Below are 14,264 nucleotides of genomic sequence, written 5' to 3' on the forward strand. Positions count from 1 at the left end.
GGTGTCTGAAGCGCTTACTTGCCGTGCGGATCTGCTGACGGTGAATCGCTCTCGATCTTGATGTCGAGCTTGCCATCCAGATGCAGGGTACTGACCTGCACCTGTCCATCCTGGGTGCGCTCAAATCGCAGATCAACGTTTGCGCTACCGACCCGCAAACCATGCAGTTCCAGATAATCGACGAAATTTGGCAGGATGGGGCGGCAGATCCGCAGGCTGGCGGCCAGGGCATCGGGGCAGAGGCCAAGCAGAGACTCCAGCAGGTGCAGGATCGAACCGGCTGCCCAGGCCTGCGGATGATCGGCTACCGGATAGCGCACCGGGATGTTGAATCCGGCGCGCGGGAAGCCGCCGAACAGTTCCGGGACCCGGTAATTATGGAAATGCGAGGCGGCATCATACAGGCCCTGCGTGACCTGCAGGGCTTCCTCATCGAATCCGTAACGGCGCATGCCGGCGACGATGAAGCCATTGTCATGCGGCCACACCGAGCCAAGATGATAGGATTCCGGATTGTAGCGCCGCTCGTTGCTGGACAGGGTGCGCACGCCCCAGCCACTGAACATGTCCGAAGCCAGCAGGCGCTGTACCGTTGGCTTGGCACGATCCGGATCAACGATGCCGGTCCAGAGTGCCTGTCCGGGATTGGAGGAGATCACCTTTGCTGGACGAAGGTCCTTTCCCTGCAGAGCCAATGCGTAGAAATGCTGATCGTCCAACCAGTAATCGCGGTTGAACCGCTCGCGCAGATCCTGCGCCTTTTCTTCCAGTTGTTCGGCGCGTGCCGTCTCGTTTCGACGGCGGAACAGGTCAGCGATGACGCCCCATGCCATGAAGGCATAACCCTGGACTTCCACCAGGGCGATGGGTGGTTCTGCCAGGCTGCCGTCAGCATTCACGATGGCATTGCCGGAATCTTTCCAGCCCTGGTTGATCAGCCCATCACCATGGACTGGACTGTTGTAAGCGATATAGCCGTTCTGGTTGCAGTCCCCGTATTGATCGATCCATTGCAGGGCTGCTTCGATATTGGGCCTGAGCTCATCAAACAGGTCCATATCGGCAGTCCAGTGAATATATCGGCCAAGTACGATGAGAAACAGGAGCGTGGCATCGATGGTTCCATAGAAAGGGTGATATGGCAGCTCATGAATATTGGTCAGTTCATCGACGCGCAGCTCATGTAATATCCTGCCAGGTTGTTCATCCGTGATCTTGTTGATTTTCTTGCCTTGATAACTTGCCACCAGGCGCAGGGTGTCGCGGGCGATATCCGGCTGGTACGGCAATACCTGCATCGACGTGATCAGGCTGTCTCGCCCGAACAGGGTCACGAACCAGGGAACACCTGCTGCAAAAAATGTTTTTTCCCGCAGCACCGTGCGCAACATCCGCAAATCCGCAATCGCCCGATTGATGATGCTTTGAATCAACGGACTGCTGCAGCGAACGTCGAGAAAACCGCCAGCCCATTGTTGCTGGCTGGTCTTCTGATACTCTTGGGCCTGGCGCAGGCTACCCGTTGTCTGCATTTCCTGGGTGGTGTCCTGACCTGCCGGGGTCTCCGCGAGATGCAGAAATACCAGGAATTCCTTTTTTTCCTGAGGCGGCAATTTGATGTTGAAATGTACGCAGGTCTGTTTCTTTTTGGCGGGCGTCTTCGAGAAATGTACGAACAGGCTGCGATCGATCTTGTCCGCGCCTTTATATCCGAAGCAGAGAATGTCATCCGACCAGCGTGGCGCGTCGGCCCTGCCCATGCCTTGCGGTGAGGCCATGCCTCTGATCAGAAAGATATCCTTGAAGTCCGCATCGAATTCCAGGCTGAAATTGAATTCCATGGGTTCCATGCTGTAATTCTTGAAGGTGAGCACATCTTCCAGTGCCAGACGATGCGCATTTACCACTCTTTGCCAGGTGATGCCCATCTGGTTGCGGTCGATGGTTTTCTGCGGATCGCGGTTGAGCATCGGATTGCTGAGTTCAATGTGCCCCATGAAGCCTTCTGAACCACTGGCGAACAGGGCATCTGGCTGCTGTCCTTCCAGGCGCAATATATATGTGCTCAGAAAGCGCGTGTCGTGATAGTAGAGGCCGACGCCATGACCTTCTCCTCCCGGGACGGTGCCATCGGGATTGCACAGAAAAAACAAACCTTCATTCTTGATGACCAGCGCATCGGCTATGTCATTGACATGGGCCGGGTTGGCGTGCGTGAGTGCGTCCAGTTTGCGGGCGTGCTGGGATCCGTTGGCCGGCTTGTCCCGCTGTTCAGATTTCATTTCATTAGCCATGACAAACTCCTGCCCATGTATTCAGGAAAAATCGCGATGGAAGTCGATGCTCGTATTACTTTTTAAAACAAAAGACAGGAAATGAATACGCTAGACGTCTCTTAGAAACGACATCGAGTGGCGAGTTCTTGGCTATCCGGGTCTTTGGTCCGGGATTTCTTGTCACAACTTGTGAAAGCGCAAGACCAAACAGGTTCCGTGTTCATGCCGATTCCTCCAGCAATGATAGATGTCCGTCAGGATCGGCCACCAGGGCTGCACAGGCATTCCGGCCGAGCAGGGCCGGTCGTGGCAGGGATTTCTTGAATAGCGCGGAGAGGCTGTCGACCTGGACACGCATGCGTGTCGCGGCAATGTCATTGGCGTGCCTGCCGGCCAGCGCCCGGCCACGTGGCCATTGATAGGCGAGCAGTTCGACATGTGGAGTTGACACGGTTACAGGGTTCAGCGCCACGACCTCCACTGCGACATCGGTCAGGGCATCCAGATGTTCCTGTTGCGGGCCTTGGTTCAACTGTTGTGCGCCCAGTGAAAATCCGAGCCAGTCGCGATAGAAGGCCAGGCTGCCTTCGATGCTGGCCACGCTGATCGCGGTATGATTGATGGCGCCCCTGGTTGCCGGGGCATTGCCATTTTCCGGGAAGGCAAGCAACTCCAGGGGGTGGCCATCCGGATCCCTGAACTTGTAGGCGGTGACGCCGCCGCTGCTCGGTGGAAGCTGCTGCGGCCCACCCTGGGTGATGGGCGCGGCGCCCTGACCCTGTACCCGCGCATAGGCGGCTTCGATGTCCTGCGTAACGATGGCAAAGTGCTGGAACCAAAGATCGGCGGCAGAGCTGTCGGCTGGATAGGGATTGCCTGGCTTGAGAAATTGCGTCAGTTCAATGGCCTGATTGCCCAGCCGCATCCTGAGATTCAGGCTGGGGCTGCCCAGCAGCGCGTCCTGCTGCGGGTCGGAAGCCGTGATGGCGTCATCGGGCATGAAGCCCAGGGCCTTCTCGTAAAATTTCGCGCTCTGGGAGAGGTCTGCGACATTCAGCCCAATGTAGGACAGGCGCAATGCGCGGCCCGCATGCTCACTCGTGTTCATGGATATGCCGCGCCCCGGCAGTTGATATAGATGGCGTACAGGTTTTGCCCGGCACACAGAAACAGGCGGCTGCGGTTGCGTCCGCCGAAGGTGAGATTGGACACGGGCTCGGGGACATGAACCTTGCCGATCAGGGTCCCGGCAGGACTGATGCAGTGTACGCCGTCGGCGGCGCTGCTCCAGATATTGCCTGCCTGGTCACAGCGAAAGCCATCCGCATAGCCCGGGTTGATACTGTGGAATTCGCGCCCCTGAGTGAGATGCTTGCCATCGGCACTGACTGTCATCACCCGGATATAACGCAGTGGGTCTGGCGAGAACTGATGGCCGGTTTCAGAAACATACAGGAGGCGCTCATCGGGCGAGAAACAGAGTCCGTTGGGGCCTTCAAAGTCATCCGCAACGATGCTCAGCTCGCCACTGTCCGGGTCAAGCCGATATAAGGTAGGCGGCAATTCCGAATCCTGTTTGCCGCCTTCATAGTCAGTCTGGATGCCATAGGGTGGATCACTGAACCAGATCGAGCCATCACTCTTGACCACGACATCGTTCGGCGAATTCAGTCGCTTGCCCTGATAGCGGTCCGCCAACACGGTGATCCGGCCGTCCAGTTCGGTACGCGTGATGCAGCGGTGCTGATGCGAGCAGCCGATTAGACGGCCCTGGCGGTCGCGCGTATGTCCATTGGCAAATCCGGACGGTTGCCGGAATACCGAAACGCCGCCGGATTCGGTCCAGCGCATGATGCGATTATTGGGGATGTCGCTGAACAGCAGGCATTGCTGGTCGGCGAACCAGACCGGTCCCTCGAGCCAGCGAAAGCCGTCGGCCAGCCTTTCCAGCGAGGCATTGCCTAGAACATGGGATTTGAAGCAGGGGTCGATGATTTCCACGCTGCTCATGGATGCGTGCCTCAGCGCAAGTGACAGGGGCGATGGGCGGAGGGTATATGCAGTTGCACCGTCATCAGCACTGCCGGCTCATCGCCGACCGTGCCGGAACGGTGGCCCTTGCGGCCCTGGGCATCGGCCACGCAGTGCTGATCTTCGCCCAGGGACAGTTCGCCCGGCCCCATCTCGACCCGCGTGCCATCCATGGTTTCCACCCACCAGCGGCCTGACATGGGGAGAATCCATTGCGGCGCCGGGTTCTCGTGCCATTCGCCCACCCATCCCGCGGGAAGCACCACATACACCACCGTGGCTTCGCTGCTGGCCTGCTGGTCATTCCATTGCGGCGCGGCGTCGCCCATCTGCTTCTGGGAGAAATTGTCCAGCTCGCAGCGGCTTTGATGGCTCACGCCGTGTTCATCAGTCCAGACATGCCAGTAAGGGATCTTGGGTGCGGATTGCATTCAGACCTCCATTTTGCTTCAGGGGCTCGAGTGACTCCGTGCTGCCTGTGTCTGCGTATTGGGTGCGGAATAGGGATGGGGCTCATGCGCCTGCAGGTTGGCATTGCCGATGACCAGCATCAGCCCTCCGGCCAGACCGAAGTTCTTGAGAAAGTCCCAGAAATGGCTGCGCCCAGTGGTGTTGTTGCCGAACCAGAAGCCCTGAAATTTCCAGAAAGGGTGGTATAAAAAGGCCGTGACCACGCAGAACAGGGCAAGAATGAAGGCCGCAATGCGATCGTACCAGCCAGTCACGATGCAGATGGGAGTCACGAACTCGACGATCATCGCCAGCACCAGCAGCACCGGGCCGCCTGGCAGAAAGGACGAGTTTGCCTGTTTCAGGGCATCGTCCCAGTGGATGATCTTGTCCAGTGCGCTGAACGGGAAGATCAGCACCAGAAATATGCGGGCGAGCAGGGGGGCGGCCACTATGTTCCAGAACATGGCAATACTCGCAAAAGTGGGTGGTCAGGCTATCGGCGCTGGCTTTGCACCCAGCCGTTCACCGATGCGCTCGGCGATGCGCAGGGCGTTGGCGATGATGGTCAGGGTCGGATTGACCGCGCCTATGGACGGGAAAAAGCTCGCGTCCGCCAGGTAAAGATTGTCGACTTCATGGGTCCTGCAATCGAGGTCGAGCACGGAGCTTGCCGGATCGAGGCCGAAGCGCGCGGTTCCCGCCTGATGCGCGGTCCCGGCAATGGGGATGTCCTTGCCCAGATAGAGCGACTGCTCCAGTAGAACGGAGTGGAAACCGGTATTGCTGAGCAGATGCTCCAGTTTCTTCTTCAAGCGATGATGGGCCTCCATGTTGTTTTCATGCAGGTCGAGCACCACCTTCTCGCCATCGTACATGATCCGGTTTTCCGGCCGGGGCAGGTCTTCGCTCGATAGCCAGAAGCCCATCGAATGCCGGGCCATCTGCTCAAACGGCAATGACGGCATCCATTCCAGCCAGGCTGGTAGGGCCTCGCCGCGGATTTGCGCGGGATGCGTCTTGGCCAGCATCTGAATCAGCCCAAGCGGATATTCCCAGTCATCCGCGCCAAAATAATAATCGCTGACCGCCAGCGTTTTCTGGAATATCACATCGATCGGCTTGCGCGTCAGTGCCATTAGCACCGACTGATTGTGGCGCATGTAGTTGCGCCCGACCTGGCAGGAACCATTCGCCAGGCCATTGGGATGCCGATCATTGGCCGATCGCAGCAAGAGCAGGGCACTGGACAGGGCGCCACAGGCAACCACCACGATATCGGCACTGAAGGCTTCATGCTGACCCTTGCGCGTGACGTGTACCCTGGTCACTTTTTTGCCGGATGGATCGGTTTCCAGCTTCGATACATAGGCATTGGTGCGCAGCGTGAGATTGGGATAGTCCGCCAGAGCCGGATCGACGCAGATCACCTGGGCGTCGGCCTTGCCATTGGTCGCGCAGGGAAAGCCGTCGAAGGTGTCGCAGCGGATACAGGTGCTGGTTGGCGTGGGCTTGCCATCGCGCTCATCCAGCAGGATGCCGAGCGGCAGGTGGAAAGGATGCAGTCCCAGGTCCAGCAGGCCGTCATTCAGTTCCTGTATCCGGGGCGCATGGGTCACGGGCGGGAAAGGGTAGGGAGTCCTGGATGGTGGCTCGGTGGGATCTTCGCCTCGCTCGCCATGCACATGGAACAAACGCTCTGCCTCGGCATAATAGGGTGCAAAGGCGTCGTACCTGATCGGCCATGCCGGAGAAATGCCGTCCTTGTGCTGGAGCTCGTCGAAGTCGCGCTCGCGCAGCCGGAACAGGGCGGAGCCATACACCTTGGAATTGCCCCCGACATAGTAATGCAGTCCCGGATGAAAACTGCGCCCGTCAGCGCCGTACCAGATTTCCTTGGCCTGATAGGTGGCATCCACAAAAACCGTCTTGGCATCCCAGTTTTCCCTGGATCGGGGCAGGTAGTCGCCGCGTTCCAGCATCAGGATGCGCTTGCCGGTGCTGGCCAGCTTGTAAGCCAGCGATGCGCCACCGGGGCCACTGCCAATCACGATGAGATCGTAATGCTCAGGGGTCATGTTCGGTCTTTCGCAGATGCGCGACCAGTAATGGTTGGTCTTGCAGATTCAGAGGATATGTAAAGTGGTGGACGGAAAGTTAGAGATAGTCCGGGAAGGGGGAGTTCGGGGCATGGATGTCACAGGATGTAAAACGCGAGTGGTAGACACCACTCCTTGATTATCAAAGTCCCGGCCTAGAGATCCCCCAGAAAGCGCATGGACAGATCCAGGCTGGTGATGTTGCGCGTCAGACTGCCGATGGAAATGAAGTCCACGCCGGTTTCCGCAATGGCGCGCGCGGTTGCGAGTGATACGTTGCCAGACGCTTCCAGCGGAACCCGCCCGGCCACGGTCTGCACGGCCTGACACATCAGGTCCAGTGAGAAATTGTCCAGCATGATGATATCCGCGCCGGCATCGAGCGCCTGTTGCAACTCTTCCAGGTTCTCCACCTCCACTTCCACGCGGGTCAGAAGCGGGGCAAGCGCGCGCGCACGCATCACGGCCTCCGCAATGCCGCCGGCCGCCGCAATGTGGTTTTCCTTGATCAGGATGCCATCATAAAGCCCCAGCCGGTGATTGTGGCCGCCCCCCACGCGCACGGCGTATTTTTCGGCCAACCGCAGGCCGGGCAGGGTCTTGCGGGTATCGAGAATGCGGGCGCGGGTGCCGTTTACGAGTTGCACGAAGCGGCTGGTTGCAGTGGCGATTCCCGAAAGCGTTTGTAGAAAATTCAGGGCAGTGCGCTCGCCTGTCAGCAGGGCGCTGCTGTAGCCTTTCAGTTCGCAGATCACCCGGCCGGCATCCACCCGTTCACCTTCCTCGACCAGCCAGGTGATTTCCACCCAACCCGGCAACTGATCAAAAACCTCCTGCACATAAGGGCGTCCACAGACGACCCCGGGATCGCGGCTGACGATGCGGGCATGACTCAACTGCCCGACATCGATCAGTGCCGCGGAAAGGTCACCCGGCCCAATATCCTCGGCCAGGGCTCGGGCTACGACTTCATGGAGATCTGCGGGAATCATGAAGCCTCCTGTGGGCGCTCGCCTGCACTGAAATAAAGCCAGATCAGGCCAATGATCGCAGCGATGAGGGAGGCGGACAGGATGCCGAGCTTGGCTTCTTCCACCAGCAAGGGATCAGAAAAGGCCAACTGGCTGATGAACAGCGACATGGTGAAGCCGATACCGGCCAGCCAGGCGGCGCCCAGCATGTGCCGCCAGTAGACGCCGCTGGGTAGACGGCCGAGTCCCAGGCGAATGGCAAGCCAGCTTGCACCACCGACGCCGATGAACTTGCCGATCACCAGTCCCAGCAGGACGCCCTGGGTAACGGGCGACATCAGGGCCTCGCCAGGATTCATCTGCGAGAAATCAATCCCGGCATTGGCAAAGGCAAACAAGGGAATGATCAGGAAGGTGATCCAGGGGTTCATGTTGTGTTCCATGCGCTGCAGAGGGGCCTGCACGGCCTCGGCGGCGCGCTCCAGGTTTTCCGCCGCCATGGCCATGCGCTGATTGGCCAGCGCGTTATCCGGGGTATCCGGATTTTTCGCCTCCTCCAGGAAGGTGCGGCTCAGCTCGCCAACTCGATCTGCAAACTGCCGAGGGGTGTGGGCCGACCGGGCGGGGATGGTGAAGGCCAGCAGGACCCCGGAAATGGTGGCGTGAACCCCGGATACCAGCGTGAAAAACCACAGGAATAGCCCCAGGATGATATAGGGCAGAGGGTGGCGTATGCCCCCCTGATTGATCAGGACCAGCAGGCCGAGCACGAAGCCCGCCGAAGCCAGCGCCTCCATGTTCAGATCGCTCGTGTAAAAAATCGCTATGACCAGCACCGCGCCAAGGTCGTCGGCGATGGCGAGCGCCGTCAGAAAGATGATCAGGTTTTTCGGAATACGCCAGGACAGCAGGACCAGGATGCCAACGGCAAAGGCAATGTCCGTGGCCGTGGGAATGCCCCAGCCGGCGGCGGCCGGCCCGCTGGGATTGAAGCTCCAGTAGATCAGCGCCGGGACCAGCATGCCACCGGCAGCGGCGATGATGGGCAACGCGGCATCGCGTAAGGATGTCAGTTCGCCCACCAGTATCTCGCGTTTGAGTTCGAGACCTACCAGCAGGAAAAAAAGCACCATCAGGCCATCATTGATCCAGTGATGCAGGCTTTGCTCCAGCCGGAAGCCGCCAAGATTCACGCCGGCGGATATCTCCCAGAAATGATGAAAGCTCGGCCCCCAGGGTGAATTGGCGATCAGCAAGGTCAGGACCGTAGTTCCGACGAGAATGAGGCCACCGGCTGTCGCTCGCTGCAGAAAACGTTCGAACGGACTGAGAATGCGTCCGAACAGGATCTCCAGCGGGTAGGGTCTTTGTTGCATCCGTCCTCCTTGAGCTGGAATCTACAATGCCTCCAGGCGGCGAAGCTGCACATCCAGGTTCTGGATGGCGAGCGAGAGTTCCTCGATTTTTTCTCGTTCCTTGGCCACCACCTCAGCCGGCGCCCGGTCCACGAAGCTCGCATTGGCCAGTTTGCCCTGGCTGCGCGCGCGATCCGCCTGCAAACGGGCCACTTCCTTTTCCAGTCGCGCGCGCTCGGCACCGAGGTCGATCAGGCCCGCCAGCGGGACCAGCAGCTTCAGTTCGCCCACCAGTTCCAGCGCGGCCGGCGGCGGCGCGACATCCGCGGCCAGCCATTCCATTGAGGCCAGCCGCGCCAGTCGGGTCAGCCAGGGCTGGAAGCGCGTGATCCTTTCGCGATCCATGGCATCGCCACCCTGCAGGAAAAGCGGGATTTCCCGGCCCGGCGCAATGTCCATCTGGCCACGTATGGTCCGGACGGCGCGAATGCAGGCCATCAGCCATTCCACTTCCTCGACGGCCGACTGATCGATGCGCAGCGAGTCCGGCTGCGGATAGGGTGCCAGCATGATGCTATCGCCCGGCTTGCCGGCCAGGGGAGCGACCTGCTGCCAGATCTCCTCGCTCACAAAGGGCATGATCGGGTGCAGCAGGCGCAGTGCGGCTTCCAGCACCCGCACCAAGGTGCGCCGGGCGCCACGCTGCAGTTCGGGCGAGAAGTCGCCGCTTAGCACCGGCTTGGTCAGCTCGATGTACCAGTCGCAGTAATCGCCCCAGATGAACTGATAGACGGCATGTGCCGCATCCGAGAAGCGGTAGCCGTCGAAGGCGGCACGCACTTCAGCCTCGGTCTCTTGCAGACGCGAGATGATCCAGCGGTCCACCACCGAGAGTTCGGCATCACCCGTGTTCAGATCTTCACCGACCGGCATTTGCATGAGCACGTAGCGGCTGGCGTTCCAGAGCTTGTTGGCGAAATTGCGGTAGCCCTCGATGCGCTTGAGGTCGAACTTGATGTCCCGGCCCTGGGTAGCAAGGCTCGCGAAGGTGAAGCGCAGGGCGTCCACGCCGAAGGCGGGAATACCCTCGGGAAACTCCTTGCGCGTGGCCTTTTCGATCTTGCTCGCGGCCTGCGGGTTCATCATATTGCTGGTGCGCTTGTGGACCAGATCCTCAAGATCGATGCCGTCGATGAGATCGATGGGATCGAGCACATTGCCCTTGGATTTGCTCATCTTCTGGCCTTCGGCATCGCGCACCAGGCCATGGATGTAGACCTCGCGGAAGGGGACCTCGCCGGTGAACTTCAGGCCCATCATGATCATGCGGGCGACCCAGAAGAAGATGATGTCAAAGCCCGTCACCAGCACGCTGGTGGGATAGAAGGTCCTGAACTCCAGGGTCTGCTCGGGCCAGCCGAGCGTGGTGAAGGGCCAGAGCGCGGAGCTGAACCAGGTGTCGAGCACGTCGTGATCCCGGACCAGGTCCGTGGTTTGGCCATAGTACGCTGCCGCCTGCGCAACTGCCTCGGCTTCGCTGCGGGCCACGAAGATCCGCCCGTCCGGCCCGTACCAGGCCGGGATCTGATGCCCCCACCAGAGCTGGCGCGAGATGCACCAGTCCTGGATGTTGTGCATCCACTGGAAATAGGTGTTCTTCCAGTTGTCCGGCACGAAGCGGATGCGCCCATCCTCGACCGCCGCGATGGCGGGTTCGGCCAGTGGCGCGATCTTTACATACCATTGATCGGTCAGATAAGGCTCGATGACCGCCTTGCTGCGGTCCCCGCGCGGCACCATGAGCTTGTGGGGACGCACTTCCTCCAGCAGTCCCGCCGCCTCGAAATCGGCGACAATCCGCTTGCGCGCGACGTTACGATCCAGCCCGCGATAGGCTTCGGGCGCGCTGTCATTGATCTTCGCGTCCGGCGTGAAGATGTTGAGCAGCGGCAGATCATGGCGCTGGCCCACCGCATAGTCATTGAAATCATGCGCCGGGGTGATCTTTACGCAGCCCGAGCCGAACTCGGGATCGACGTAGTCGTCGCCAATGATGGGAATCTCGCGCCCGACCAGCGGCAGGGTGATGGTCTTGCCAATCAGATGTTTGTAGCGTTCGTCTTCGGGATGCACCGCTACGGCGGCATCGCCGAGCATGGTCTCCGGGCGCGTGGTGGCCACTACCAGGTGTCCCGAACCATCGCTCAGGGGATAGCGCAGATGCCAGAGGAAGCCGTCCTCTTCCTCACTGAGCACTTCCAGATCAGACACTGCCGTGTGCAGCACCGGATCCCAGTTCACCAGGCGCTTGCCGCGATAGATCAGACCCTCCTCGTGCAGGCGCACGAAGACCTCGGTCACCGCCCTGGACAGTCCCTCATCCATAGTGAATCGCTCGCGCGTCCAGTCACAGGACGCCCCCAGCCGGCGCATCTGCCGCACGATGTGGCCGCCCGACTCGGCCTTCCAGTCCCAGATGCGCTCCATGAACGCTTGCCGGCCAAGATCATGGCGGCTCTGTCCCGCGGCTTCCAGTTGCCGTTCCACCACCATCTGGGTGGCGATGCCGGCGTGATCCGTGCCCGGTTGCCAGAGGGTCTGGTCACCCTGCATCCGGTGATAGCGGGTGAGGATATCCATCAGGGTGTCCTGAAAGGCGTGCCCCATGTGCAGGGTGCCGGTCACATTGGGCGGCGGCAGCATGATGCAATAAGGAGTGCCTTCACCCCGGGGCTGGAAATAGCCCTGGGCCTCCCAGACGGGATACCAGCGACGCTCACTCAGGGCCGGCTGAAACTGTTTGTCGAGTTCGGTAGCTTTTTCGTTCATGTGTTTACTGTATCAGAAAGGGGCCTCGGGGGCCCCTTGTGAAAGCGGAGTATAAAATCAGCAAATCAGCTGTGCTACGGCTTTTGGTCGGTATGCGGCGCCAGTCGCCATGCTGCAAGTCGTCCTGATCGGACTTCGGGCGGCAAACCATTCCATGATGCTGATTCCTAAGCGGTTAGTTGATGAACCGTGAGCGTGTGGCCTTGGTTCTGGAAAGCCCGGTAGCGCTGTCTGGCGTGCTGCACGCTGGCGGGATCGGGCAGGATGAAGTCCACGATGCGGCTGAAGGCCGGCAGGTTCGGCGGCAGTTGCGCCAGGGTCAGGACCAGCACCCGGTCCGGCGGAATCCGGGCGATGTCATCGCTCAGCAACACGGGTTCCTCACTCGGTGCAATCGCATGTGGGATGAAGCTGCCCTGGCTGAAGGTCCAGAGCAGGTCATCGAGCGGCTTCAGATCCTCGGCTTCGCACAGCACGCCGACGCTGCCGGTGACCTGATAGATCTTCTGGATCACCCGACAGATGACCTGCCGCTGCACACTTTCGTCAAGCAGGTCCTGCGGCAACTGATAAAAGGTGATCTCCGCCATGTCCGATTCAGTCCTTGTCCGGTCTGGCGCGCTCGATAAGGAAGGTGGACAGCAGCGGCACCGGTCGGCCAGTCGCACCCTTGTGCTCACCGCCCTTCCAGGCCACACCGGCGATGTCCAGATGCGCCCACTTGTAATCTTCCGTGAAGCGGGACAGAAAGCAGCCTGCCGTGATCGCCCCGGCATCGCGCCCGCCGACATTGGCCAGATCCGCAAAAGGGCTGCGGATCTGTTCCTGGTAATCATCCCAGAGCGGCAGGTGCCAGGCGCGATCGCAGCTTTCCTGGCCGGCATCCAGGAGGTCCTTGATCAGGCGGTCATTATTGCCCATGAGCCCCGCGGCATGCTTGCCCAGGGCCACCACACAGGCGCCGGTCAGGGTGGCGACATCGATGACCACGTCCGGATTGAAGCGCGCGGCATAGGTGAGCGCGTCAGCCAGCAGCAGGCGCCCTTCGGCATCGGTATTGAGGATCTCCACGGTCTTGCCGGCCATGCCGGTCTGAATGTCTCCGGGTTTGTTGGCATTGCCATCGGGCAGGTTTTCCGAAGCCGGAACCACGGCAACCACGTTCAGCGGCAACTTGAGTTCAGCGGCGACCTGGATGGTGGCGAGTACACTGGCAGCCCCGGCCATGTCATACTTCATCTCGTCCATGTTGGCCGCCGGCTTGATGGAGATGCCGCCGGAATCGAAGGTGACGCCCTTGCCGACCAGTACCACCGGCTTCTCATCCGGTCCGGCGCCCTGATATTCTAGGGTGATCAGCTTTGGCGGCTGGCGGGAACCCGCGGAGACGCCGAGCAGCAGGTTCATGCCGAGTTCCTGCATCTGCTCACGGTCCAGCACGGTCGCTTTCAGGGCATGTGACTCGGCCAGTTCGCGGGCCTTGTCGGCAAGAAAACTCGGGGTGCAGACATTGGGCGGCTCGTTGGCCAGGTCGCGTGCGAAATTGATGCCCCGGGCGATGGCCTCGGCACGCGTGACGGCCAGTTCGCTGTTGCGCAGGTCGGAACGGCGTGGCACGGCCAGGGTGATCTTGCGCAGCGGCCGGCGATCTTCCTCGCGCCCGGTCTTGTATTTGTCGAAGCGATAGAGACAGAATTGCGCTGCCTCGACTGCATGTTGCACCTTCCAGTCCAGCTCCCGGCCACGGACATTGAGCTCTGGCAGATAGAGCACCGCCTCCATGGAGCCGGTATCGTTCAGGGTCTGCACGGCGGTGGCGATGACCTTGCGGTAGTTGCTGTCGCGGAAGTCGCGCTCCTTGCCACAGCCAACCAGCAAGACCCGGTCGGCGAGAATATTGGGCAGGTTGTGCAGCAGCAGGGTCTGACCCAGTCGCCCCTCGATATCGCCGCGGCGCAGGATGGCGGAGAGGGCGTGATCGGTGTATCGGTCGATTTCGGTGCCTGGCTGGGACAGACGCCGGGATTCAAAGACACCAATGACGAGACAGGCGGTACGCTGTTTTTCCGGGCTGCCGCTCTTGATTGTGAATTCCACTGAAAACTCCTGCTTTGAGGATTGCGGGGGCGAATTGTCTTTGTTTCACCAGCTAGAAGTCATTTTAGAGTGATTTCCTTTTTTGGGGCAAGCCTTGAAAAATTGCGTTCATCATGAAAATCCATGTTCCGGCCCGCAATTTGCTGGCCTGTCAAG

Annotated in this window: 11 protein-coding genes; all 11 read right to left on the reverse strand. The window is 60.2% G+C overall.

The window, feature by feature from the left end:
* Positions 1-14: 14 nt before the first annotated feature.
* Positions 15-2,282 (reverse strand): amylo-alpha-1,6-glucosidase, encoded by a 2,268-nt coding sequence (locus WOB96_RS03415; protein ID WP_341369869.1) that lies wholly within the window; start codon positions 2,280-2,282, stop codon positions 15-17.
* Positions 2,283-2,496: 214 nt separating this feature from the next.
* Positions 2,497-3,384, reverse strand: a complete 888-nt coding sequence (locus WOB96_RS03420; RefSeq protein WP_341369870.1) for a VOC family protein — start codon at positions 3,382-3,384, stop codon at positions 2,497-2,499.
* On the reverse strand, positions 3,381-4,286 hold the full coding sequence (locus tag WOB96_RS03425; RefSeq protein WP_341369871.1) for an SMP-30/gluconolactonase/LRE family protein: 906 nt from the start codon (positions 4,284-4,286) through the stop codon (positions 3,381-3,383). Before WOB96_RS03425 ends, WOB96_RS03420 begins: the two co-directional genes overlap by 4 nt.
* 11 nt (positions 4,287-4,297) lie before the next feature.
* A complete protein-coding gene (locus tag WOB96_RS03430; protein ID WP_341369872.1) occupies positions 4,298-4,738 on the reverse strand; it encodes a cupin domain-containing protein in 441 nt (146 codons plus the stop codon).
* An 18-nt stretch (positions 4,739-4,756) separates the two neighbouring features.
* Positions 4,757-5,224 carry a DoxX family protein gene (locus tag WOB96_RS03435; protein WP_341369873.1) on the reverse strand — a complete coding sequence of 156 codons (468 nt, stop codon included), beginning with the start codon at positions 5,222-5,224 and terminating at the stop codon, positions 4,757-4,759.
* Positions 5,225-5,248: 24 nt separating this feature from the next.
* Entirely contained in the window at positions 5,249-6,835 is a 1,587-nt protein-coding gene (locus WOB96_RS03440; RefSeq protein ID WP_341369874.1) for a GMC oxidoreductase, read from the reverse strand.
* A 176-nt stretch (positions 6,836-7,011) separates the two neighbouring features.
* Positions 7,012-7,848 (reverse strand): carboxylating nicotinate-nucleotide diphosphorylase, encoded by an 837-nt coding sequence (nadC, locus tag WOB96_RS03445; RefSeq protein ID WP_341369875.1) that lies wholly within the window; start codon positions 7,846-7,848, stop codon positions 7,012-7,014.
* On the reverse strand, positions 7,845-9,203 hold the full coding sequence (gene nhaA, locus WOB96_RS03450; RefSeq protein ID WP_341369876.1) for a Na+/H+ antiporter NhaA: 1,359 nt from the start codon (positions 9,201-9,203) through the stop codon (positions 7,845-7,847). Before nhaA ends, nadC begins: the two co-directional genes overlap by 4 nt.
* Positions 9,204-9,224: 21 nt before the next feature.
* Entirely contained in the window at positions 9,225-12,011 is a 2,787-nt protein-coding gene (locus WOB96_RS03455; protein ID WP_341369877.1) for a valine--tRNA ligase, read from the reverse strand.
* 167 nt (positions 12,012-12,178) lie between these two features.
* Positions 12,179-12,601 carry a DNA polymerase III subunit chi gene (locus WOB96_RS03460; RefSeq protein WP_341369878.1) on the reverse strand — a complete coding sequence of 141 codons (423 nt, stop codon included), beginning with the start codon at positions 12,599-12,601 and terminating at the stop codon, positions 12,179-12,181.
* Between the two features lie 7 nt (positions 12,602-12,608).
* Entirely contained in the window at positions 12,609-14,108 is a 1,500-nt protein-coding gene (locus WOB96_RS03465; RefSeq protein ID WP_341369879.1) for a leucyl aminopeptidase, read from the reverse strand.
* Positions 14,109-14,264: the final 156 nt, after the last annotated feature.

Source organism: Thermithiobacillus plumbiphilus, from assembly GCF_038070005.1.
Taxonomy (GTDB): Bacteria; Pseudomonadota; Gammaproteobacteria; order Acidithiobacillales; family Thermithiobacillaceae; genus JBBPCO01.

Excerpts from the sequence above, each read along its gene's own strand:
- WOB96_RS03460 (WP_341369878.1), bottom strand. The coding sequence starts at position 12,601 with ATGGCGGAGATCACCTTTTATCAGTTGCCGCAGGACCTGCTTGACGAA.
- WOB96_RS03425 (WP_341369871.1), bottom strand. The coding sequence starts at position 4,286 with ATGAGCAGCGTGGAAATCATCGACCCCTGCTTCAAATCCCATGTTCTA.
- nhaA (WP_341369876.1), bottom strand. The coding sequence starts at position 9,203 with ATGCAACAAAGACCCTACCCGCTGGAGATCCTGTTCGGACGCATTCTC.
- WOB96_RS03430 (WP_341369872.1), bottom strand. The coding sequence starts at position 4,738 with ATGCAATCCGCACCCAAGATCCCTTACTGGCATGTCTGGACTGATGAA.
- WOB96_RS03415 (WP_341369869.1), bottom strand. The coding sequence starts at position 2,282 with ATGAAATCTGAACAGCGGGACAAGCCGGCCAACGGATCCCAGCACGCC.
- nadC (WP_341369875.1), bottom strand. The coding sequence starts at position 7,848 with ATGATTCCCGCAGATCTCCATGAAGTCGTAGCCCGAGCCCTGGCCGAG.
- WOB96_RS03435 (WP_341369873.1), bottom strand. The coding sequence starts at position 5,224 with ATGTTCTGGAACATAGTGGCCGCCCCCCTGCTCGCCCGCATATTTCTG.
- WOB96_RS03440 (WP_341369874.1), bottom strand. The coding sequence starts at position 6,835 with ATGACCCCTGAGCATTACGATCTCATCGTGATTGGCAGTGGCCCCGGT.
- WOB96_RS03455 (WP_341369877.1), bottom strand. The coding sequence starts at position 12,011 with ATGAACGAAAAAGCTACCGAACTCGACAAACAGTTTCAGCCGGCCCTG.
- WOB96_RS03420 (WP_341369870.1), bottom strand. The coding sequence starts at position 3,384 with ATGAACACGAGTGAGCATGCGGGCCGCGCATTGCGCCTGTCCTACATT.